General features: G+C 34.8%; 18 protein-coding genes. 9 read left to right on the forward strand and 9 right to left on the reverse strand.

All coding sequences use genetic code 11. From position 1 onward, the window contains the following. Window positions 1-5 precede the first annotated feature (5 nt). Window positions 6-482, forward strand: coding sequence for a peptide-methionine (S)-S-oxide reductase (locus tag LIX58_RS05660; RefSeq protein ID WP_154838171.1), 477 nt, complete (start codon window positions 6-8; stop codon window positions 480-482). A 52-nt stretch (window positions 483-534) separates the two neighbouring features. Here the strand turns inward: LIX58_RS05660 and LIX58_RS05665 are convergent, their stop codons facing one another. Together LIX58_RS05665 and LIX58_RS05670 are read right to left on the reverse strand one after the other, a co-directional pair. Beyond that, complete coding sequence (locus tag LIX58_RS05665; RefSeq protein WP_126565434.1) at window positions 535-891, reverse strand: DoxX family protein; 357 nt, start codon at window positions 889-891, stop codon at window positions 535-537. An 18-nt stretch (window positions 892-909) separates the two neighbouring features. Beyond that, entirely contained in the window at window positions 910-1,962 is a 1,053-nt protein-coding gene (locus LIX58_RS05670) for an LLM class flavin-dependent oxidoreductase (RefSeq protein ID WP_154838170.1), read from the reverse strand. A 205-nt stretch (window positions 1,963-2,167) separates the two neighbouring features. On the opposite strand from LIX58_RS05670, the gene LIX58_RS05675 reads away from it, so the two are divergent. From LIX58_RS05675 to LIX58_RS05685, 3 genes are all read left to right on the forward strand, one after another. Continuing rightward, window positions 2,168-3,346, forward strand: a complete 1,179-nt coding sequence (locus LIX58_RS05675; RefSeq protein ID WP_154838169.1) for an MFS transporter — start codon at window positions 2,168-2,170, stop codon at window positions 3,344-3,346. Window positions 3,347-3,478: 132 nt separating this feature from the next. Next, window positions 3,479-4,480: an NADP-dependent oxidoreductase gene (locus LIX58_RS05680; RefSeq protein WP_186805205.1), complete on the forward strand. Its 1,002-nt coding sequence runs from the start codon at window positions 3,479-3,481 to the stop codon at window positions 4,478-4,480. Between the two features lie 17 nt (window positions 4,481-4,497). Beyond that, complete coding sequence (locus tag LIX58_RS05685; protein WP_154838167.1) at window positions 4,498-5,181, forward strand: type 1 glutamine amidotransferase domain-containing protein; 684 nt, start codon at window positions 4,498-4,500, stop codon at window positions 5,179-5,181. Window positions 5,182-5,431: 250 nt separating this feature from the next. Here the strand turns inward: LIX58_RS05685 and LIX58_RS05690 are convergent, their stop codons facing one another. The 5 genes from LIX58_RS05690 to LIX58_RS05710 form a co-directional block, all read right to left on the reverse strand. Further along, window positions 5,432-5,992: a TetR/AcrR family transcriptional regulator gene (locus LIX58_RS05690; protein WP_154838166.1), complete on the reverse strand. Its 561-nt coding sequence runs from the start codon at window positions 5,990-5,992 to the stop codon at window positions 5,432-5,434. 311 nt (window positions 5,993-6,303) lie between these two features. Further along, window positions 6,304-7,245, reverse strand: coding sequence for a glycine betaine ABC transporter substrate-binding protein (locus LIX58_RS05695; RefSeq protein WP_154838165.1), 942 nt, complete (start codon window positions 7,243-7,245; stop codon window positions 6,304-6,306). 23 nt (window positions 7,246-7,268) lie between these two features. Further along, window positions 7,269-9,830 carry an MMPL family transporter gene (locus LIX58_RS05700; RefSeq protein ID WP_154838164.1) on the reverse strand — a complete coding sequence of 854 codons (2,562 nt, stop codon included), beginning with the start codon at window positions 9,828-9,830 and terminating at the stop codon, window positions 7,269-7,271. A gap of 285 nt (window positions 9,831-10,115) precedes the next feature. Further along, window positions 10,116-10,283: a hypothetical protein gene (locus LIX58_RS05705; protein WP_168210257.1), complete on the reverse strand. Its 168-nt coding sequence runs from the start codon at window positions 10,281-10,283 to the stop codon at window positions 10,116-10,118. Between the two features lie 341 nt (window positions 10,284-10,624). Further along, a complete protein-coding gene (locus LIX58_RS05710) occupies window positions 10,625-11,503 on the reverse strand; it encodes a LysR family transcriptional regulator (RefSeq protein ID WP_154838163.1) in 879 nt (292 codons plus the stop codon). A 159-nt stretch (window positions 11,504-11,662) separates the two neighbouring features. Here LIX58_RS05710 and LIX58_RS05715 point away from each other — a divergent pair, with 159 nt between their 5' ends. From LIX58_RS05715 to LIX58_RS05725, 3 genes are all read left to right on the forward strand, one after another. Further along, a complete protein-coding gene (locus LIX58_RS05715) occupies window positions 11,663-12,274 on the forward strand; it encodes a metallophosphoesterase (RefSeq protein WP_154838161.1) in 612 nt (203 codons plus the stop codon). Window positions 12,275-12,390: 116 nt separating this feature from the next. Next, entirely contained in the window at window positions 12,391-14,514 is a 2,124-nt protein-coding gene (locus LIX58_RS05720; protein ID WP_226386159.1) for a hypothetical protein, read from the forward strand. A 344-nt stretch (window positions 14,515-14,858) separates the two neighbouring features. Further along, window positions 14,859-16,433: a YfcC family protein gene (locus LIX58_RS05725; RefSeq protein WP_154838157.1), complete on the forward strand. Its 1,575-nt coding sequence runs from the start codon at window positions 14,859-14,861 to the stop codon at window positions 16,431-16,433. 304 nt (window positions 16,434-16,737) lie between these two features. Here the strand turns inward: LIX58_RS05725 and LIX58_RS05730 are convergent, their stop codons facing one another. Further along, window positions 16,738-18,966 carry an amidase domain-containing protein gene (locus tag LIX58_RS05730; protein ID WP_154838155.1) on the reverse strand — a complete coding sequence of 743 codons (2,229 nt, stop codon included), beginning with the start codon at window positions 18,964-18,966 and terminating at the stop codon, window positions 16,738-16,740. Between the two features lie 195 nt (window positions 18,967-19,161). Here LIX58_RS05730 and LIX58_RS05735 point away from each other — a divergent pair, with 195 nt between their 5' ends. Continuing rightward, complete coding sequence (locus tag LIX58_RS05735; RefSeq protein ID WP_154838153.1) at window positions 19,162-21,978, forward strand: YhgE/Pip domain-containing protein; 2,817 nt, start codon at window positions 19,162-19,164, stop codon at window positions 21,976-21,978. Window positions 21,979-22,093: 115 nt separating this feature from the next. On the opposite strand, the gene LIX58_RS05740 is transcribed toward LIX58_RS05735, so the two are convergent. Continuing rightward, window positions 22,094-22,633: a hypothetical protein gene (locus tag LIX58_RS05740; RefSeq protein ID WP_154838151.1), complete on the reverse strand. Its 540-nt coding sequence runs from the start codon at window positions 22,631-22,633 to the stop codon at window positions 22,094-22,096. A gap of 198 nt (window positions 22,634-22,831) precedes the next feature. On the opposite strand from LIX58_RS05740, the gene isaB reads away from it, so the two are divergent. Beyond that, window positions 22,832-23,353, forward strand: a complete 522-nt coding sequence (isaB, locus tag LIX58_RS05745; protein ID WP_126565732.1) for an immunodominant staphylococcal antigen IsaB family protein — start codon at window positions 22,832-22,834, stop codon at window positions 23,351-23,353. Window positions 23,354-23,401 lie beyond the last annotated feature (48 nt).

The raw sequence follows: 23,401 nt of genomic DNA on the forward strand, positions 1-23,401 counted from the left end.
CAGTGATGGAAACGGTATATCTTGCTGGGGGATGTTTATGGGGTGTCCAAGCTTTTATTAAAACATTGCCTGGCGTTGTGGCAACAGAAGCGGGACGTGCAAATGGAACAACAACTGAACTTGATGGCGACTATGATGGCTATGCAGAATGTGTAAAAACGACTTTCAACCCTAGCCAAGTTTCAATTACAGATTTAATGAATTATCTTTTTGAAATTATCGATCCTTATAGTGTCAATAAGCAAGGTGTAGATGAAGGTCCGAAGTATCGCACGGGTATTTATAGCGAGTATCCTCGACACTTAGAAGAAGCTCAAGTATTCATTAATCAGCGACCTGATAAGGAACGTATTGCCGTTGAAGTTCTACCACTCAGTAATTACATTAAGAGTGCAGATGAACATCAAGATCGCTTAGACAAATGCCCAGAAGATATCAGCTATTGCCACATCCACCCTGAGTTATTAACTAAATATAAATAGAGAGTAGGACAAATTACACGTCCTACTCTCTATTTATATTTTCACAAGTATATTATTTTTTCTCACAAAAAGTATCAGCAAAGCTTAATGCAGCTAGGCCTAATAAATCTAATGCGTGTTGAGCGCCTTCTTTACCGTGACCAGCTTCGAAGTGTTTGTAAGCAGCTACGCCTAGTACACCGAAAGTAGCAATTGATCCTAAACGAGATAAGTTTTTGCTTAAGAAACTTGCAGCAAATAATGCAGCAGCAGTAGCCTCTACAGTACCTGCTAATTTAACAGAGTCTTCAGGTAAACCGAATACATTAGTGAATGTTTCTTTCATTTTTTGGTCACCTTTTAATTTAGGTTTTGAAGCAGTGTATAATTCTTTCGCAAGTTTTAAGTTTGCAGCATAACGTAAAATCATAATATAAATTTCTCCTTTTTATTTGTTTTCAAAATATTTATCAACAATTGGTTTCACGCGTTCGCCAAATAGACGAATTGACTTCATGACATACTCATGAGGCATAGAACCTATCGGTGTATGAATCATGAAGCGGTTAAGTCCCAATGTTTCTACAGTATCGATAATTTTTTGGGCAACCGTTTCAGGGCTACCAAGGTAAATCGCACCATTTGGTCCAATTTCTCGCTCAAAAGCATTCTGATCAAACTCAGGCCAGCCACGTTCACGACCAATAATATCGTGATGGGCTTTGAGAGGAGGGAAGAAATCGCGCTTAGCTTCTTCATCTGTTTCAGCGACATAACCCCATGAGTGAACAGCCACTGGTAATTCATCTGGATTATGGCCATAAGAAGCGGCTACAGATTTATAAATCTCAATATTGCGTGTAAATCGTCTAGGATTGCCACCAATAATTGCATAGGTAATTGGTAATCCAAACGCACCTGCTCTTAAAGAAGATTCAGGTGTACCACCTGTAGCAATTGAAATAGGTAATTCTCCATGTTCTACGCGTGGATAAATTGGCGTCGCTTCGAAACTTGGACGTAATTTACCTTCCCAACTAACTATTTCATGTTTATTGATTTTTAGCAATAATTGTAACTTCTCGTTAAATAAATCTTCGTAGTCATTTAAATTATAACCGAATAACGGGAATGATTCGATAAATGACCCTCGACCGATCATTATTTCAGCTCGCCCATTTGAAACCGCATCTAATGTTGAAAAGCGTTGATACACGCGCACTGGATCATCTGAAGGCAACACTGTAACTGCAGATGATAATTTAATGTGCTTAGTACGAGCAGCCGCTGCCGCAAGAACCGTTACTGGATCTGACACGGCATAATCTTCACGATGATGTTCACCTAATCCATAAACATCTAAACCTAATTGGTCTGCTAACTCTATTTCTTCAACGATATCCCGAATACGTTGAGCGTTTGATACTGCCTCAAGCGTACCATCTTCTGTCACCATTTTGTCATTGTCTCCAAATGACGTTAATCCTAATTCAATTTTCACTATATTCACCTCACAGATATAATTTTTATACTAGAATTGTATTCCTTATTTTTGAAAAGGTCAATAGAAAAGTTTCGAATTAGAGATAAATATATTGAAAAAGAAGATATAGCATTGAGGGAGTATGCGACACCTTTAGAATTTAGAGACATAGTGGCATAATAATAATGTTGAACCAAAGATAAACTTGTAAAGGAGAAAAGATATGCAAAAATCTATGAACTATAATCGAATTACCACCATCTTCTTTATTGCAGGTATTATCGTGATGTGTAGTTTATACACAGCGTTACCCTTAACAGCTTCTTTCTCGAAGGATTTTGATATACCAGCATCTGTTGCGACATTAAATGGCGTCGCATTTTCAATTACATATTCATTAAGCTGTTTGTTCTATGGTACTATTTCTGAAAAGTTTGGCCGTATTCGAACAATTTTATTTGGTATAAGCGGGTTAGTCATCATTTGTTTGACGATAGGCTTTATCCATTCGTTTACTTTATTAGTTGTATTACGTGCAATCCAAGGTATCTTTGCTGCAACTTTTTCACCAGTATCGATTACCTATGTGACTGAAACCTATACACCAGTTAAGCGTATGACGGCCATTAGTTTTATTAGTACGAGTTTCATGCTATCAGGTGTGATAGGGCAAAATTTAAGTGAAATCATCGTTCAATTTTCAAATTGGCACGTTGTTTACTTTGTATTAACTGTTTTATATCTTGTGTTAGCATTTGTAATTTATAAAAATATACCTGAAAGTCCAGTTATCAATCCTAATATTAAGTTACTTAAATTTTTCAATAACTTTAGTGACTTTAAAACAAATAAAGTAGTTATTTTATGCTACGCCGTATCATTGTCATTATTAACGATGTTCATTAGTATGTATGAAATTTTTAATCACTATATAACGTCAGAGTATATTGGCGGTTCTGATGCCATGGCGATTAATGCGAAATTGTTCGGAATTATCGGTATGCTCCTTTCACTATTTGCCGGTCGTATTAGTGATCGCATGGGTGTTAAAAATGTGATTTTAGGCGCATTAGCGACTTGTATTGTTTCACTTATTTTAATGGCATGTGCAACAAACGCAGTTCTATTAACAATATGGAGCGTGACTTTTATAAGTGGTATTGCATTTGCGATTCCATCTACAATTTCTAAAGTTGGGATGGTCGTTAATGGCAATCAAGGTTTCTTCTTGTCAGTTAACACGTTTATTTTATTTTTAGGTACAGCCATTGCACCTGTTTTAATGATTGTTGTAAGTACCATTCCTAGCTATTTTGTGCAATTCAGTGTTATCGCTAGTATAGGGTTCATCGCATTTCTAATTGCCCTTTTCCTACCAAAAGAAAAGAGAGAAGTTCGTTAACAAATTTAACTCACTTATAGTCTTAGGCTATAGGTGATTTTTTAAAACTAATAGTTGGTAATTACATGGTTTAGTAATTATAATGGGATGCAATAATATAGATGAGGAGGCAAGGGAATAATGAAAACAGATATGCGTGCGATGGTTATACACCAATATGGTAATCATCCAGTATCAGAAGAACGTATGCCAATGCCTGCGATGAATCCCAACGAAGTACGTATTCAAATTAAGGCGGCTAGTGTGAATCCGATTGATTTCAAAATTAGAGATGGTGGATTGAAAGTTTTATTAAAATATGAGTTTCCACTCATTTTAGGGAACGACTTTGCAGGTGTGATTACAGAAGTAGGCGCAAATGTTAAAGACTATCAAGTTGGAGATGAAGTTTTTGGACGACCACGTAAAACTAAAATTGGCACATTTGCGGAATATATTTCAATAGATGCTTCTGAAATTGCGCCTATGCCTAAAGGACTAACGTTTGAAGAAGCGGCGAGCATTCCATTAGTCGGCTTAACTTCTTATCAAGCATTGAACGAAGTGATGCAACTTAAAGAGGGAGATAAGGTTTTAATAGAAGCAGGCTCAGGAGGCGTAGGTACATTTGCTATTCAACTTGCTAAAGCAATGGGCTTATACGTTGCAACGACAGGTAGCGACCGAGGAAAAGAATTAGTTGAATCATTAGGAGTAGATGAATTTATAAATTATCGCGAACAAGACTTCTCTAAAATATTAAATAATTTCGACGGCGTTTTTGATACATTAGGTGGCGATAATCTACAAAAATCCTTCGAAATTCTTAAACCTGGTGGCACCATCGCCTCTGTTTCTGGTATTCCTACAGATAAAAATGCTCGTGATTTGAAGCTTAACCTTGGTAAAGAAGCTTTATTACGCGTAGCTTCTTATAAATTAAGACGACGTGCAAAGCAATTTAATGTAAATTATGAATTTCTATTTATGCACCCAAGTGGTGACCAATTGAAAGAAATTGCACAATTAATCGAAGACGGTAAAATCAAGCCTATTATTGATAAAGTGTTTGATTTCAAAGACACTCAACAAGCTTTAGAATATTCTACAAATGGACACGCTAAAGGCAAAATAATTATTAAAATGGATAACTAAAAAAGGCGGTGAATAACGTGAAAAAAATAATAATTGTAAATACAAGTACAGATTATTTTGGAGAACATGAGAAGCCAACAGGCCTATGGTTAAGTGAACTTGTTCATTTTTATAATGAACTTAAAGATGAAGACGTAATACTAGATATTTTTAACGTCACTGGAGGCAATACACCAATCGATCCCGTGAGCCTTTCCCCATTAATGTTAGATAAAACCACGAAATCTTACTATAAAGATGCCGAATTTATGAATAAATTGAAATACGCACAACCTATAACAGAAGCTAATCCCGAAGATTACGATGCTATTTATTTTACAGGCGGACATGGCGTTATGTATGATTTCCCGGAAAATAACGAGATACAGCACGCTATTGAAACGATTTACCAAAAGGGAGGCATCGTTTCCTCAGTGTGTCATGGTGCCGCAGCGCTTCTTAACGCCAAAGCAGAAAATGGAAATTACTTAATTGCAGATAAACACATTACAGGTTTCTCAAATATAGAAGAAGTATTAGCCAACCGTGACACTTTAGTACCTTTCCACTTACAAAATGAAATAAAAAAACGGGACGCTAAATATTCGTTTAGGCGCCTACCTTTTACACCTTATGTATTAGTGGATGAACGTATCGTAACAGGACAAAATCCACAATCACCAGCTAAAGTAGCTCAAGAAGTGAAGAAATTATTATTTTAAATTTATGAGGGTAATGTAGTACAGAGGTGATTTTTAATGGATAAACAAATGATGGCATTGAACGTGTTGAATCTTATATTGATGATATTATTAGTTATGTATAATATTATGAACTGGCCTACTTGGGTGTTAGCCGTTATAGCCATCTTAATAGTAATCAACGCTGGTTTTATGATTTATAAGAGTATAGGATCTAGAAAACGGAAATAACAAAAAAGCATTCTCACTTGATTTCGAGTGAGAATGCTTTTTAATCTTTATAACAAATTAATGATGTTTCTAATAAACTATTTAACGTTTCGAATACTTCTTCAACGCTATAATTGTAGTCATTTTCCACCCAACGTCTCAAGACTTCAATAATACCACTACTAAAAAAATCAGCCACAATTTCAGGATGTTTACTTTGTCGAATTTTAATTGCTAAAGGATTTTGTTCATTTTTAGCATTATTAAGAATCATTTCTCTACTCACATTAGTCAGATTGCGAAAGACATCTACTTGTCGGGAAGAAACTAAGAGATGCTTGAACAATTTTTTATGTTTGCCGATGTAATAGATAAAAACTTGAAATGATTCAGGTGTAGAAAGACCTATATCGTCATTGACAATTTTTTGAATAATAAAATCTGGCAAAGTGTAGAGTATATCGTATTTATCTTGAAAGTAACGATAGAACGTACTACGGTTGATTTCGGCAGTTTCACATATCTTTTGAACAGTTATTTCATCAAAATGATAATCATTTAATAATGTAAAAACTGTTTCATGAATATGTTTAATCATTCGTTTTTGATTAGCTGTCGGCATAATCTGATTCTCCTATGTCTTTAATATAGCCAGATAGCCTGACGTAATAAGAGTAATTTATCACAATACCTTTTATAATTCCAAACATAACTTCTCGATATAGGGATATTGCAATTAGGACAAATACTTTAATTACATAAAAAAATTTTAATTTAAAAGAAGTAATATCCGCATGCCACTCGTTTATATTTATGTAGAGAAAATAAAAGAGACTATCCATACCTTTGAGATATAGATAGTCTTACCATGCTATATAAAATAAGCATGCCCCTTATGAAATTTTCATCTTGATACCTTTAAATCTCTGTAGATTATTCAGTATCTACATCTTTTAACCAATCATCCACTTTATTGTCATTATCATCTACGTAATCTTTCGCAACTTGTTCTGGATTTTTATTATCGACAAAGATTTTTTTAGCGAGCTTCTCTTCATCTTTTTTACTCCAGTTATCTGCCATACGTGTTGCAATCTTATAAGCAGCAGGGTGTTGATCTTTGAAGTTGTTATTAAATACTAAATTAATATGTTCATGATCACTGCCGTAAATTTTATCAGGATCTTTTAACATTTTGATATCTAATTCTTTAGAGAACCAATTAGGTTCCATTGCAGTAAAGATAATCGGTTGTTGTTGTTTGAATGCGCCTTGAATTTTCTTAAACTGCGCTTGGTCTGAGCTTTCTTTTAAGCTGTAATTTTCTAAATCGTTTTTATCAAGTTCATCTTTTGTTTGTTTCATTACACCATTTCTAGCATCTGTACCTTGAATAGTCCAGTCTACAGATTTACCGAAATCTTTGTTGTCTTTTAAATCACTAATTGAATCAATATCTTGTTCATATTTAGGTACAGCGAGTCCTACTTTAACGTCATCAATAAAGTTTTTATCATCATATAAAGTAAGTTTATCTTTATACTTATCATAATAGCTTTTATCTGTATCTGGGAAGATACCTGACGCGTGGAAAGAGTCATGATTAGCTGAAACGTCAGCATATAATGGGCCACTTGCTGGGACAGGTGTTGTTGTTACATCATATCCTGCTTTTTTTAATACTTCAGCGATGACTAAAGAACGTGGAGTCGAGTTATCACTTGCGATGTAAGGAATTTCAATTTCTTTTTTGCCTAAAGTTGTTTTGCCATCGTCTGATGACCCGCTACCACTATTACCACATGCACTTAGCACGATGGCTAAGGCAATTATGGCTAGTAGTCCTAGAAATTTCGAACTACGATGTTTGAACATAACGCGTTTCCTCCTTTTAATTTTTAATTTCTATGTTCGTCATCATGACGGTGATTTGGCGGATTGTTGTATCTGTCATATACGCCTTTGTTATTTTCACGAGCGTATAACATTAACGCTTTAAATAGTACATCTTGATCAACGTTGTTATCTGTTAAATCTTTATAAAGGTTTGTAGTTGTATCAAAGTTTGAGTGCGATGGTGCATCTTCGTGTTGGTTATTATAATGGTGACTTGATTCGTTTTCATTATGATTTAGGCTTACAGAATGATTGTAATCTTCGTTGTTGTAGTGTTCATGGGGGTGATTATTGTCATGGTTTCTGTAGCTACGTGTGTCATCTTGTTTATGATGAGTGTCTTTGTCTGGGCTAACGAATTCTCTGTAGCGTGTGTCTTCTTGGCCTTTTTCAGAAGCAGAAGAAGTTTGATGATAATCATCGCTTTCTAGTGCTTTACCTTCGACGTCGATTTTTGGTAGGACGGCGCCTAGCCATTTAGGTAGGTACCATGATGCATTGCCGAAGAGTTTTGTTAGGGCAGGAATCAGTGTCATTCGAACGATGAAGGCATCGAATAGGACGCCGAATGCGAGTGAAATACCCATTGATTTAATCATTGTGTCGTCTTGGAAGACGAAGGCAATGAAGACGCTGAACATGATGAGTGCAGCGGCTACGATAACTGGTCCGCTTTCTTTGATACCTACGCGAATTGAGTGGTCATTGTCTCCAGTTTTACTATATTCTTCATGAACACGTGTCATTAAGAAGAGTTCGTAATCGATGGCTAATCCGAATAGGAGGCCGATTGTGATAACTGGTAAGAATGCTAATAATGGGCCTGTATTTTCTACGCCGAATAGACCGCCTAAGAAGCCGTCTTGTACGACAAGCGTTGTGAATCCGAGTGTTGCCATTAATGATAGGATGAAGCCAAGTACTGCTTTAAGTGGTACAAGGATTGAACGAAATACTACCATTAATAGTAAGAATGCAAGGACTACGATAACGCCTGCGAATACTGGAATAGCGTTATTAAGTTTTTCAGACATATCAATATTGATGACACTTTGTCCTGAGATTTCTGTGTCGAAATGATATTTGTCTTGAGCTTGGCTATGGTAATCGCGTAAATCGTAAACTAAGTCTTCAGTTGATTTAGCGTTTGGTCCTTTTTCAGGGATAATTGTAAATAATGCGTAATGGTTATTGTCGTTAAGTCTTGCTTGAGACACAGTATCTACGTTATCAAGATCTTTTAAGTCATCACGCATGTTGCTTAAGTCGCGTTGAATATCTTTTTTGCTACCGCCATCTTTAGTGTTAACTAACATGACGATTTGGCCGTTATAACCTTCTCCAAAGTTATCTGAGATAAGTTCGTATGCTTTATGTTCTGAAGTATCATTAGGTTTCATGCCATCATCTGGAATACCTAAGCGCATACCGCTTACAGGAATGGCTGCTAGTATGAGGATAACTAAACTAATGATGACTGCTATGATCGGTTTACCTACAATAAATTTAGCCCATGGGTGATTTTTAGGGTCTTTACTTTTAGTTGATTTATTCTTAATTTTAATACTTTTATGGAAAATGCTAATCAATGCTGGTAATAACGTTAGTGCTGCTAATACCGCAAATAATACACTGATTGCTGAGGCAAATCCCATTACAGCTAGGAAATCAATACCTACTAATGAAAGTCCACAAACGGCCATCATTACTGTAAGACCTGCGAAGATAACGGCACTACCAGCAGTTCCAACAGCTTTACCGATAGCTTCTATTGTATCGACGCCTTGCTTTTTAAGTTCTTTATATCTAAATAGAATGAATAGTGAGTAGTCTATACCTACTGCTAAACCAATCATTACAGCTAGCGTTAGCGTAAAGTTTGGAATATCGAAGATAAATGTTAATAAGGCAATGATACCCACACTTGAGCCTAGTCCGATAATGGCACTAATGATTGGCATACCAGCGGCAATAAGTGAACCAAAGGTAATAAGTAGAATAACGAAAGCGACTACGATACCTACTATTTCAGATGTTCCACCTGGCTCATTACCCATTGAACCACCTTGGGTTTTTTCTATTTGAATATTGTGGTTATCTTTTACGTCTTGTAATTCTTTATCGATGACTTTCTTAGATGAATCTTGCATATTTGTTTGTTTAACAACATAACTAATATTTGCGATAGCTGTGTCGCCATCTTTATTGACTTGTCCACTGTCATATGGATTTGAGATATTTTGGATGTAATCATCTTTTTGTTTGATATTGTCTAATGCATCTTCAATATCTTTCTTTGTATCTTTATCTTTCAAACCATCTTCTCTATTAGAATGGAAGACGATTTTCATCGAGGCTTTTTCGCTGTCTTGATGAAATTCTTTACTGATTTTGTCATTTGTATCAAGTGACTTTAAACCGTTCATTGTAATGTCGTCATCAAATTTAGGCGAGTTAAGCATAAGTGGTGTAATAATTACGCCTAAGATGACAAGCCAACCAATGACACTAAGCCATTTGTTTTTAGCTATAAATGTTCCAAGTTTATATAATAGCTTTGCCAATGTATTTCCTCCTATTTTTTAAAATTTGATGATCTAAGTCTGGAATAATGCAATAACTAATTATGAGTTTTTGTTGATTAGTATATTTCTCAATAAAAGGCGCTTAGATTCATATTACAAAGGTTAATGTAACAAGATATAAAGATGATGGGTACCATTAAAAATTTAATGGCGTTGAAAAAAGCGACATTTTGTAAAAAATGTCGGAGGATAAGTAAGTGAGAGTATAAAAAAACAGGTAACATATAATATGTACCTGAGAATGTAGTTTATGTATAAGGTTAATTAGTTTACCCAACTGCCAATAAGACACAATGCACCGATTAGAAAAATTAATACCCCCGGAATATATATTTTTTCTCGTAAATCAATATCGCGTTTATAGGCAACAAATCTACTGGTGGCGATTAATGCTATGCCGATAAGTAATAAGATGATTGAAAAAATGAGCATCAACCTAGCCTCCTTAATCCATATGCTAAAAATATACATCATTATTTTTATACCGCTTTCATCCTTATTATATTATCTAAAGAACTATTTTTATAGGGAAATATTAATATATTGTAAAATTGTTATAATTTTAAGGTTATTTTATTAATAAAATTTATAAAATATTAACATTACATAAATTTACTAAAGAGAAAATCTGTGATTATATTGTTTATCCTGTAAAAAAGATAAAAAGAAGCGGATTAATGAAGTCTATTAAACAAAATAGATTTCACTTCCACTTCTAATGAATGATGTAATTATATAATTGTAAAAACGGATATATAGATTGATATAAAATATCAAATTTCATTTGTATTATAAATGAGTGTGACGAAGTCTTGAATGATTGATGTAAGATGTCTATCATTACGATATAACAATGAGATATAACTAGGTGATGGCCCATCAGGTAGTGTTTTACCAATAATACTTGGATGATGGAAGAGGGCGCTTTGACTAACAAGACTTAAATAATTTGAATCTTTGATTGTCATTAAAATGCTACTAATGCTATTAGATTCCATATGTATGTCTAGATTAACGAAATTATTTTTACTCCATTCATCAATACTTTCTCGTGTTGAACCACTACTATGAATAATAAAACGATACTTTTGTACATCTTCTAAAGAAATTTGGTCTTTTTGTGCAAGTGGATGACGTTTATCCATAGCTAGGACGAGAGGATTTTCTTGTAGGCGTTTGGCTTGTAGTTCATCTTCATTAAACCCTTTTTCAGAAATAATAGCGATATCTACTTTTCTATTTTTTACCTTTTCAATGATACAAGGTGCCGTATCTACCGTAAGTGCGATGTCGATATCAGGATGATCATGCATGTAGTTTTTAAAAGCAGATGGCAAGATACTGTAAATTGGGGCATGACTTGCGCCAATACGCAAGGTTCCACGTTTGGATTGTTTAAAGTCTTCCATCATATCGGTTGTTTCTTGAATTAAATTTAACATTTTATTGGCGTTACGATATAACAACTCCCCAGCTTCTGTTAAATTAAAATGTTTACCCTTTTTAAAATATAAAGGTAAACCAAATTCTTTGTTCAAATTCTTCAAATGAAATGTAACAGTTGGCTGAGTTATCCCAAGTTTTTCAGCTACTGCATTTTCATTTTGTAACTCGACAAAGTGTTTAAAAATGAGCATTTGTTTCGTGTTCATAAATTTAGTCCCCAAAATATATAAATTTTTTCTATACTACTTATAATAGTAAAGTGTTAATTTTGAGAGTACGTTAATATTTTGTTTAAAGTTATTTAAAATGTAGTCTTTATAATAAAAGTAAATGTGTAAAAGGTTGGAACGTAAGGAGAGATTGGAATGGTTGAAAGGATACTTGTGGTTTCTGATATTCATGGACATCGGAAGGCGCTGGTAACTCTCTTAAAAGCAGTAAAATATAATTATAGAAAAGATCAACTTGTGTTGATGGGGGATTATGTTAATAATGGTCCCGATTCGTTTGGTACGCTTAAGTTAGTGAAACGTTTGAAACGTAAAGGCGCACTTGCTTTGGCGGGGAACCATGAGATGCGTTGGTTAGCGAGTAAAGATAAAAAGATTAAACGCTGGCATAAATTTTTAAATAGTTTATCTACGATTGAAATGATAGATGATTATATTTTTGCGCATGCAGGTATTGATACAAATAAGCCGTTAAGTAAACAGATTAAAGAATATACGACAGGTTATTATAATCACGAGTTAAATCGTAATGTGCCTAAACATAAGTTTTTAATTCACGGTCATGTGCCAAATTATCGTTTTGGATTAAAAAATGATGAACTTTATAAAAAGAAAAATATTTTAGATATCGATACTGGTGCAGGACATGACAAGTATTTATCATTAATTGACTTAACTAATGCATATCAATATTCTGTAAAAGTAACAGATAATAAGAAAGTGAATAGTAGACGTATCAAACTATAAATTTTTGTAAATCCAAAATATAGATAAGTTCCCTTAATTTTCAAAAATAAGAAGTATAAGTTTACAATAAATTGTTATATAATGTAGGGGTATATTAATGATAAAGGGTGATATGAGTGAAGAAGAATACGCAAATTTCTAAACTAAGTTCGTACTTAAAAGTGTCATGTTCAGCGTTGTTATTAAGTGGCTCATTAGTTGGTTATGGCTTTACAAAAGACGCATTTGCGCAAACGAAAGATGAGGTAACTGAAGCTTCAACTGAAACAACGACAGCGCAACCTAGATTGAAGTCTGCGATTTTAAAAGCGAAAACTGAAATCAATCGTTTAAAACATTTAGATAAAGCAGAAATTAAGAGTTATAAAGATGATTTAGATGATGCGAAAGACCAATCTGAAATTGATGATATCTTGAAAGATGCACGTGAAGAGTCTAATGTAACGGCAGAAGAGAAATCAATTGTGCGTTCTGATGAAATGTCTTCTACTGAAGAAACGCATACAACTACAAATGAGAGTACTAAAGATAGTACATCAGCAGAATTAGATAAAATCATGGCTGATTTAGATGCACTTTCTAAAAAGGTTGATAGAGGTCAACAAAATGACGAACCTGAAACAAGCGAAGAAGCATCAGCTCAACAACCAACTAAAGAGGATACAAATTCTGAAGAACAAAATACAATGGAAACGCCATCTAATGAAGAGAATAATAATGCCGATAAACATAGCACTTCAATTTTAGATGACTTAAATAAAGTCAAAAATGATGTACACACGTATAAAGATAACAAAGCACAAGACGATAATACTAAAGAACAAGCACAAGCAACAAAAGAAACTCAACCTTCAACTGAAGAGAATACAACTGAAGAGCCTGTCTCAGAGAAAGTAGAAAGTAATGAAGATTCTGATGAAGGCCTATTAAGTGGTATTGAACATATGGGGAAAAATAATAACGAATACCATCAAGGCCAAAGCGTGGATACTGATTCTACAATAAATAGACACTTTGACGCTTTAAAAGATAAATTATCTGATAAAGAAAAAATTGATCAAACGATTTCAAAAACAGAAAAACAACATGAGGACACAAGTCAACGCTATACAGATCGTAAACTTGAGCAATTAAGAGAATTACGTAATCAAGTAAATCAAAATCAAGGTTTATCGGAACAACAACGTCAAAATATTGAAAAAGATATTGCTTCAGTACGTAATAAAGTCAAAGATAATCGTCATCTTATTCTTAAACAATTGAATAGTACTTCTGATAAACAAGAAGCGGTTAAACAAATTCTTGGTAGTGTCTTCAGTAAAAATGAAACGCAAGACATTTTAAAACATATCAATATTACAGGTAAATCAGACAAACAAATTACAGACCAAATTATGAAACAACTTGATGGTTTAACTACAACATCAAGTGATGACATTTTAAAATCAATGTTTGATCAAGCACCAAATAAAGAGCAATTAATCAAGACATTATTATCAACACGTTTAGGTAATAACGAAGCATCAAGTATAGCAAAACGTTTAATGAATGAAAGCTTATCAAACTCTGAGCTTGTTGAACGCTTAAAACAAGAGTTTAAAGCACAAGCTTCGAATACGGCAGATGATATTTTAAAAGATATCTTAGATAAAAGCACTAATCAGAAACAAGCCATTGAAACGATTTTAGCTACGAAGTTAAATCAAGCTAAAGCACATGCGTTAGCTGATATTATTTCAAAAGTACAAACTTCAAAAGCAGATACGCTTGATTTAATCAAAAGTGCGCTAAATGGTAAGGCGAATGACTTACTACAATTGCAGAACAAATTAAACCAATCTAAAAATAAACTAGATTACATTTTATCTCCAATAAAAGATCGTCCTACACTACTTGATCGTATTAATGGCAATACGCACAATAGCGGTGGTTTAGATTTAGGTTCAGACCTATTAGGAGGTTTACTTAACGGCGGTCTATTAGGTAACTTAAATTCAGGCGGTAGTTTACTGGATGGTATAGATGATATTCCGAACCCTGTACAAGGCTTGTCACTTGGTAATTTGGATAATGACAGTGGATTACTAAGCGGGTTATTCGACGATGACGGCAACTTCTCATTGCCAGCAACCGGCGAAACACTTAAGAAATCGTGGTTACCTATCACATTGGTAATCGCAGCAGCAGGCGGCTTATTCGTATGGTTAGGACGTCGTAAACATCGTGGTTCCGATAATTAAATAACACGTATAAGAGTGGATAATTTAAAGTATTCAACAACTTAATTATCTACTCTTTTTATTTTTTGAAAAGGGCAACATCAGTATAGTAAGCGCTTACACAATTACAATAAAATAGCAAGCTATTTTCAAAAGATTATTCGTAAAGTTATGTGAAGGAAGTATGACGGTATTTCAAATGTTTATACTTTAATTTGTAATTATATTGAATGTAACTTGTATTAGACATAAACTTAAGTTGATAAAGATTGATAAAATTTTCACAAATATAAGTTGATCATTTTCAAAAATAGAAAGTGTGACGCATGTCTTAACTATAAATATATACAAAGGAGTTGAATTACATGACACACGCTAAAGATATTTCAGACACACAATCTAAAAAAAGAAAGAAACGTTTCAAATTAAGTATGCCAGGTGCATTTACTATTCTATTTATATTAACTGTTATTGCCGTCATAGCGACGTGGATTATACCGGCAGGGGCGTATTCTAAATTATCTTATGATTCAAGTGCGCAAGAATTCAAAATTGTAAATGCGCATAATCAAACAAAAACTGTCGACGGTACACAAGAACAATTAGATAAATTGGGCGTTAAAATAGACGTTGATCAATTTAAATCTGGGGCGATTAATAAACCCATTTCTATTCCAGGGACGTATGAACGTTTAGAGCAACATCCTGCAGGGCCAGATCAAATTACAACAAGTATGGTCAACGGAACGATAGAAGCGGTAGATGTCATGGTGTTTATTCTAGTACTAGGGGGCTTAATAGGTGTCGTACAAACTAGTGGCTCATTTGAATCAGGGCTCCTAGCACTAACTAAAAAGACGAGAGGGCATGAATTCTTGCTCGTCTTTATGGTTTCAGTATTAATGGTTTTAGGTGGGACGCTCTGCGGAATTGAAGAAGAAGCGGTCGCATTCTATCCGGTACTTGTGCCAATCTTTATAGCTATGGGTTATGACTCCATCATATGTGTAGGATCAATCTTCCTCGCAAGTTCTGTAGGTAGTACATTTTCAACGGTTAATCCATTCTCAGTAGTTATCGCTTCAAATGCTGCAGGTACAACGTTTGTCGATGGTCTATATTGGAGAATTGGCGGTTTAATTATTGCGACTATCTTCACATTAGGTTATTTAGCATGGTACGCAAAACGTATTAAAAAAGACCCAAAACTGTCTTATACGTATGAAGATAAAGCGAAATTTGAAAAACAATGGTCAGTCATTAAAAATGATAGTGAAGAAAGCGTCTTTACTTTCCGTAAAAAAATCATTTTAATCTTATTTATCTTACCGTTTCCAATTATGGTATGGGGCGTTATGACACAGGGTTGGTGGTTCCCAATCATGGCTTCAATGTTCTTAGCATTTACAATTATTATCATGCTTATCGTAGCGTTAGGTAAAAATGGTATAGGTGAAAAAGCAGTAGTAGATGCGTTTGTAAATGGGGCATCTAGCTTAGTAGGGGTATCACTTATCATTGGTTTAGCACGTGGTATCAATATGATTATGAATGAAGGCTTGATTTCAGACACAATATTAAACTTCTCATCTTCACTTGTGCAAGGTGTTAGCGGACCCATCTTTATCGTTATTTTATTAATTATCTTCTTCTTCTTAGGATTTATCATTCCGTCATCATCAGGACTAGCCGTGTTATCGATGCCTATTTTTGCACCACTTGCGGACACAGTCGGCATCCCAAGATTTGTCATCGTAACAGCCTATCAATTTGGACAATACGCGATGTTATTCTTAGCACCAACCGGCTTAATCATGGCGACACTACAAATGTTAGATATGAAATATTCACACTGGTTGAAATTCGTTTGGCCAATTGTAGCTTTCGTCTTCATCTTTGGTGGTGGCATGCTCATCACACAAGTATTAATCTATTCTTAATTTTTGAAAATGAAAAGGTGGCGCACCCCGAGTGCCCCACCTTTTTTAATATGAAAATATATAACACACACTACCTAAGTACGTCTAAAACAGAGATAGTAAGGTAGCTATGCTAAATATAAATGAATTTATATACTAAAGTACTTAGTTAGATAGATAGTTCTAAAATGAATAATGGAACGTAGTTGAGCGACGCCTGAGGGATCAGGATGAGTGTCGAGACCGTGGCTCGACCCAGCCCCCTAGGCAAGCGTCTCAACTTAAGTGAAATGAGAATTCATTTTAGAACTACCCTAAAATCTAATTACTTCGGTTCAATATAATGCAAGTCTTGTGCAGTATCCGCATCAATCATACGATATGACACAATACCTAAACCTTTAACGTTAGATTCAGACACAATAATCGAACCATCTTCGTTAACCTTTTCAACAAAAGCAACATGACCATACGTTGCATCCGCACCAGCTTGACCGGACTCAAACACAGCTACAGTATGCGCTTTCGGACTTCCAGTAACTCTATAACCATCACGTTCAGCGCGATTATCCCAGTGATGCGCGTCACCCCAATTACCGCTTACATGCTTACCAAATTGCTGCACACGCTCATATACATACCAAGTACATTGGCCTTGAGGATAAGGAGTTGCACCATCTGTGATTGCGAAAGGTTTAAAGTCTCCGCCTGAAACATCTTGACCACTTGAAGTCGATTTAGCGTATTTATCTAAATCCGGCATCGATTTTTTATCAAAAGCTGTTAAATTGTAATGTTGAATCAGACTATTTAATTTCGTCGCATAATTTGGATCTGTTGCATACGTTCTACTTAAATGGCTTGTTGCTGAACGATAAGTAGGTGCTTCAGATTTCCATGTTCCTTTATAAATACTAGGGTTACCATCAATGCCGTGTTTGATTAAACTAGCGTAATCTTCTAATGACGCTTTAGTGTTAGGGTATTTTCTGAAACCAGCCATAATATTAAACATAGAATTATCGCTACCAGCTTCTAGCGTATTAAAGTTGACAGTTTGTCCTTGATAAGCACCTTTGATACCGAATAAATTATAATTTGGCGCTTGTGCAAGTGCACTTTGTCCTGAGCTTGATTCTAGAATCGCTTGCGCAATCATGACTGAAGCATAAATATCTTGGTCTTGACCGATTTGATGTGCATCTTTTGCGATAGATTTGATGAAATCGCGTGTATCTTTGCTTTCAACGACTGCTATATTGCCATCGCTAATACTATTACCGTTCAGTTGTGGCAACATTTGGAATAAACTAGTTGAGCGCGTATTATTTCTTTTAATAGTCTCTTCGAATGATTGAACTGGTGCAGTTTTATGTGCCAGCTCTTCTTTAGTAGGTAATTGCGTGTTAACAGATGTTGATGGTTTGCCTTTATCATTATTCACAGCTGTTTTTCCGCTTGCTTTAGAAGACTCATAATCTTTATGTGTTTTAGTGGCATCTTCACTATATTGATCAAGCACTGAATCTAATACCGAATCTGAAAAGCTGTCCCCTTTAGACTCGCTATCAGATTGAGATGATGCATGTGAAGATGGTTGCTCACTAGTATGAGTATCTTCAGTAGATGATTTAGCTTCACTAGAAGAATGACTGTCTTCATTAGAGGTAGTTTCATTACTACTTTGATTTGAGTCTGTACTATTTTGAGTATCAGTCGCATCTGTCACTAAGTCATCAATTGCGTCTAATGCTTTACTAATGCTTGCATCATCTTTATTTCCATTTGAAGTCGCATTCGCTCCAGTGTTATCTGATTCCTTTTCTTGTTGTGGCATCTCAGTTGAGCCTGACTGTTCAGATGTAGCATCGTTAGTTTGTGTACTATTTCCACTGTGTGTTGAGCTTGATTGAGGTGTTGATGCGTTTTGATTTAAGTCGTTAGTCTTAGAATGATTTTTTGAAGAAGCATCGTTAGAAGCATTATCAGAAGTCTCTTTAGAATTCTCAACGTGTTCATAATCAGAAATATCACTATCAAAGTTAAATAATGAAGCGATTAAATTCGTTAAACTGAAACCATTATCAAATACATTAGGGTCTAAGAAATGAGAAGAATGATTACCAGTTAAATTTGGAATATCAAATAATGGTGCTAATGGCGTATGATAAAACGCATTATCACGAGATGATGATTGATTCATTTGCTGACGATTTGAACGCATTGTCTTATTTTTTTTAGTTGTTTTATCGTTAGTAGATTCTTTATGCGCAGTTTCTTTATGAGAAGCTGATGTTTCTTCTGAATTATCTTCTTCTGTACTCACTGATTCTTCTTGTGAGGTAGTTGAATCATCATTGTTTTCATCTTTGGTGCTAGCACCTTCTTGAGTTTTAGCTTCTTCGGTTGATGGAGCATCTTCATTACTGTGAGCACGTGATGATGACGCTTCGCTTTCGTCAGTCGTGTCTTCGGCGTGTGCAAGACTCGTCGTAAAGGTAGGAAAGACGAGAGTAGTAGTTAATAAATAGACCATTAATTTCTGTTTCGACATTGCTTGCTTTTCCTCCTACTAGTATGCGAATAATTAATTATTTGTTATAATGCTAATTAGAAAAAATAGTTAACACTTATCAACTAATTATTACTTTGCTTAATAAAAGTATTATACTAACTCTATAAATAAAAAAACAACGGTTAACTTAAATTTGATATCAAATTTTAATATTTCATTCGTAGGAGTGTGACAATGAAAAACGCACTAAAATTATATAAAACGGACTTGAAGCGTGTGGCGAAAACTCCTGCCGTTTGGGTAATTCTCCTAGGTTTAGCTATCTTGCCGTCATTTTACGCTTGGTTCAACCTTTGGGCGATGTGGGATCCGTATAGTAATACAGACCATGTAAAAGTAGCAGTTGTCAACGAAGACCAAGGTGACGAAGTCCGAGGCAAAAAAATTAATGTCGGGGATACGCTAGTCGATACATTGAAGAAGAATAAGAAATTTGACTGGCAATTCGTAAGCCGGGAAAAGGCAGACCATGAAATTAAAATGGGTAAATACTATGCCGGCATATACATACCTAAAGAATTCTCTCATCAAATCACCGGTACATTAAGAAAGAAACCACAAAAAGCAGATATAGAATATAAAGTGAACCAAAAAATCAATGCTGTAGCACCAAAAATGACAGATACAGGGTCAACAGTCATTGTAGATGAAGCGAATAAACAATTTAATTCGACAGTTACGAAAGCGATTCTTCAAGAAGCCAATAAAGTAGGGATTCAACTTGAAGATGAAGTGCCAACCATTAACAAGATAAAAAATGCTGTTTATGCTGCGCATCAATCATTACCACAATTGAACAAAATTGCGGATCGTATTGTTTATCTGAATGAACACCAAGATCAATTGGATGCGTACGCCAATCGTTTCCGTTCATTAGGTAATTACAAAGGCGATATTTTAGATGCTCAACAGAAAATGAATGACGTCAACGCTGCGATTCCATCATTGAATGAGAAAGCGAAACTCATTTTAGCACTAAATGAGTATATGCCTAATATTGAACGCGTGCTTAATGTCGCTGCTAACGATATTCCAGCTCAATTCCCACGTCTCAATAGAGGCGTAGATATTGCGAGTCAAGGGCTTGATTTAGCGAATAATCGCTTGAATGACGCACAAGGTTATTTAACTATGGCACAACAACGTGTCGGTGACTATCAAGAAGCTGCAAGCCGTGCCCAAGAAGTTAATGGTCAAGCAAACAATGCTCTACGTCAACAAAGTACATCAGGCATGCCTGCCTATAAAGTGCAACCATTGAGTAACAATAATAATAAAGATGCTTTAAACAAAGACCAAATTGTATCTAAAGATGATGTGAAAGCGATGAATAACGCGCTTGCTGAAGCATTATTGGCCTTATCTGATAATGCAGACACACAAACGAAAGCAACACAATCTGATATTAAAGCCTTGAAGAACGTGGTTTATGGCATCATTGGTTCAAATCGACCAACTGAATTTAATGACACATTGCGTAATATTAAGGCTCGCTTTGAAAATGAATCCAAAAACAACCAACGACTTGTAGACATTTTAAAAGAGCTAGAGAACAAAGAACATGTAGATTTATCATCTGAAATCAAAGAAGTTGAGATTGCAAACAACCGTATCAATAGTTCTGTCCGTTCTATTAATCAACTTATCGATGCATTAGGTAACGGCAGTTCAGGGAAAGCGGAAGCGGTTAATGTCCTACGTGGCTTACCAGATTTAAACACAGGATTAGGCCAGTATCGTGACTTTTTAAAACAAGATTTAAATAATCGTTTATTAATGTTATCTAACGACATTACGCAACAATTGAATGAAGGTCAGAATACGTTATCAAACGTCCAATCTAGATTAAATACAATCAACCAAGTGATTGTTGCTGGACAGCAAATTGTATCAGAAGGTCAAGGACGTGTGGCTGCTATTCAAAGTGAATTGCCAGCATTAGAGCAAGCGTATATCAATGCAATGCAAACTGCACAAGCTTACTTCCCAACTGTGAAGCAAAATGTGGCGAAAGCAGCAGACTTTGTACGCAATGATTTACCTGAATTAGAACAACGCTTAGCCAATGCTACAGCAACCGTTAATGCTAACTTGCCAACATTATTTAATAAATATGACAACGCAGTTAATTTATTAGATGAAAACCAACCACGTGCAAAAGAAGCATTAGCGAACTTGGCGACCTTTGCGCAAAATAGATTGCCCGATATTGAAAAAGATTTAGACAAAGCAAATAACATCTTTAAGAAATTAGACAAAGATGATGCAGTCGATAAAGTCATTGATGCTCTGAAAAATGACTTGAAAAAACAAGCAGATGTTATTGCTAACCCAATCGATAAGAAACAAGTGGACGTCTTCCCAGTTAAAGATTATGGTTCAGGCATGACGCCATTCTATACATCATTATCAATATGGGTAGGGGCATTGTTATCAGTGAGCTTATTATCTGTTGATAATAAACATGAAAGTTTGAGAGATGAGTTAACAACACGACAAATTTATTTAGGTAAAGGTGCATTCTTTATAACAATGGGCTTACTTCAAACCTTCACTGTAGTAGTAGGCGATTTATTAATTTTGAGAGCACAAGTAGAATCGCCAGTCTTGTTTATTCTAGTAGCATTGTTTGGAGCAATTGTCTTTAATACGATTGTTTATACCTGCGTATCATTGCTTGGTAATCCAGGTAAAGCGATTGCGATTGTTATGTTGGTATTACAAATTGCAGGGGGTGGCGGTACATTCCCAGTAGTGACAATGCCTAAGTTCTTCCAAACGATTTCGCCATATTTACCATTTACGCACGTGATTGATTCACTACGTGAATCAGTAGGTGGTATTGTACCTGAAATTCTAATTACGAAGCTCATTATTTTAGCATTATTCGGATTAGGTTTCTTTATAGCAGGTGTATTAGGAAAACCAGTGCTAGATCCAGTAATGCGTAAGATTTCTAAACGTGTGGATGAAAGTAAAGTGACTGAGTAACTTATAGTATTTCAATATGAATTTCATCATGTTGAGTTTCATTCCTAATTTAATTAATGGTAAATTTAAACCGCCTAATGGGTAGTTGTGATAACTACGTATTAGGCGGTTGTTTTTAATTGGTTTTGTTATTTGGGTTGCTACTTTGAGTTGAATTCGTCTGTGTTGAATTACTTTGTGGTTTGTTTTGCTGACTGTTCTGCTGTGTGCTGTTTTGTTGTGTACTTTGTTGTTGAGATGTTGAAGGCTGGTTTGTATTTTTTTCTGTTGTTGCGCTTTCTGAGCTATTTTGTCTTGAATTGTTTGTTTTATTCTCTGTGCTGGATTGCTCTTGGGTTTTTGGTGTTTCTTGTGTTTTGTCTACTTTAGTATTATTAGAATTATCTTGGTTTGAATAATTCTGTTGTGTATTTTGTGTATTTTGCATTGCTGGTTCTGTTTGAGCGTTTTCGCCATTATCTGTTGTGTTGTCTTGCTCTTGTGTACGTTCTTCTGTAATACTTTCTTTTTTATGTTTCTTCTCTTTTGTTTCGCGTTTTTCAGTTGGATTGTCATCTTTTGTATTTGAAGTTTTATGTGTTGTTGCGAAGAATATTGAGAAACCTAAAGCAACAATAAGTAATACGATGACGATACCTGCCAATACCTTTTTCAAAATATGGTCCTCCGTTTTTCTTTCATTTATTTTATTATAAGGAAATTTCATAAAATAGATAGTATATACACATTTTTATAATATTACATTTTGTTTACTAAAATTTATGCTAAATACATCTAAAGTACAGTGTCTGTGTATGAGTATTATGCGATAATAAAGATGTAATATAAATCCAATACAGAAAGAAGGACTATCATGAATAAAGTAGTAAAAACTATTGCTTCAACAACTCTAGCATTTGGAACACTTCTAGGCGTTAGCGCAACGGTATTACCAGTAGAACATACAGCACACGCTGCTGTTAAACCGTATTATTCTTATAACGGTTACATCGATAAAGATGCTAAATTTTTAACAGATAAAAACTTTGTGAATGCTGTTAAACATGAGAATGTAACATTCAGTGGAATTAAACTTGCACCTACTAAAGCTACGAAAGTGGTTGAAAAGTATAATCAAAAATTTACGGGCGTAACTAAAGACGGTAAGAAAGCAAATAAAGTTCAATTTATAGTTAAAGGGGACTTATCACTAAAGCAAATTAAAAAAGCATATGGTAAAGATTTGAAGAAAGTTAGTGGAAACGTAAATGACAAAACAGGTGGTATTTTTGAATATAGACCTGTTCAAGACGGTTTAGTTACTACATTTGTTGTCAACAATGGGCACGTAGTAGAAGTAGATATTAGTTATGCTGGCTTTACAACTAGTAAATAATATTATTTTGAAAAGTAAAAATGAATAAAACAGCAATGTCTATTTTAT

It is taken from the genome of Staphylococcus sp. Marseille-Q1834, assembly GCF_916858875.1.
Taxonomy (GTDB): domain Bacteria; phylum Bacillota; class Bacilli; order Staphylococcales; family Staphylococcaceae; genus Staphylococcus; species Staphylococcus pragensis.

What these genes read in the sequence shown, in the direction of transcription:
- LIX58_RS05690 (WP_154838166.1), bottom strand. Translation starts at nt 5,992, where the DNA reads ATGCCGACAGCTAATCAAAAACGAATGATTAAACATATTCATGAAACA.
- LIX58_RS05710 (WP_154838163.1), bottom strand. Translation starts at nt 11,503, where the DNA reads ATGAACACGAAACAAATGCTCATTTTTAAACACTTTGTCGAGTTACAA.
- LIX58_RS05735 (WP_154838153.1), top strand. Translation starts at nt 19,162, where the DNA reads ATGAAAAACGCACTAAAATTATATAAAACGGACTTGAAGCGTGTGGCG.
- LIX58_RS05705 (WP_168210257.1), bottom strand. Translation starts at nt 10,283, where the DNA reads ATGCTCATTTTTTCAATCATCTTATTACTTATCGGCATAGCATTAATC.
- LIX58_RS05660 (WP_154838171.1), top strand. Translation starts at nt 6, where the DNA reads ATGGAAACGGTATATCTTGCTGGGGGATGTTTATGGGGTGTCCAAGCT.
- LIX58_RS05715 (WP_154838161.1), top strand. Translation starts at nt 11,663, where the DNA reads ATGGTTGAAAGGATACTTGTGGTTTCTGATATTCATGGACATCGGAAG.
- isaB (WP_126565732.1), top strand. Translation starts at nt 22,832, where the DNA reads ATGAATAAAGTAGTAAAAACTATTGCTTCAACAACTCTAGCATTTGGA.
- LIX58_RS05665 (WP_126565434.1), bottom strand. Translation starts at nt 891, where the DNA reads ATGATTTTACGTTATGCTGCAAACTTAAAACTTGCGAAAGAATTATAC.
- LIX58_RS05675 (WP_154838169.1), top strand. Translation starts at nt 2,168, where the DNA reads ATGCAAAAATCTATGAACTATAATCGAATTACCACCATCTTCTTTATT.
- LIX58_RS05730 (WP_154838155.1), bottom strand. Translation starts at nt 18,966, where the DNA reads ATGTCGAAACAGAAATTAATGGTCTATTTATTAACTACTACTCTCGTC.
- LIX58_RS05680 (WP_186805205.1), top strand. Translation starts at nt 3,479, where the DNA reads ATGCGTGCGATGGTTATACACCAATATGGTAATCATCCAGTATCAGAA.
- LIX58_RS05725 (WP_154838157.1), top strand. Translation starts at nt 14,859, where the DNA reads ATGACACACGCTAAAGATATTTCAGACACACAATCTAAAAAAAGAAAG.
- LIX58_RS05695 (WP_154838165.1), bottom strand. Translation starts at nt 7,245, where the DNA reads ATGTTCAAACATCGTAGTTCGAAATTTCTAGGACTACTAGCCATAATT.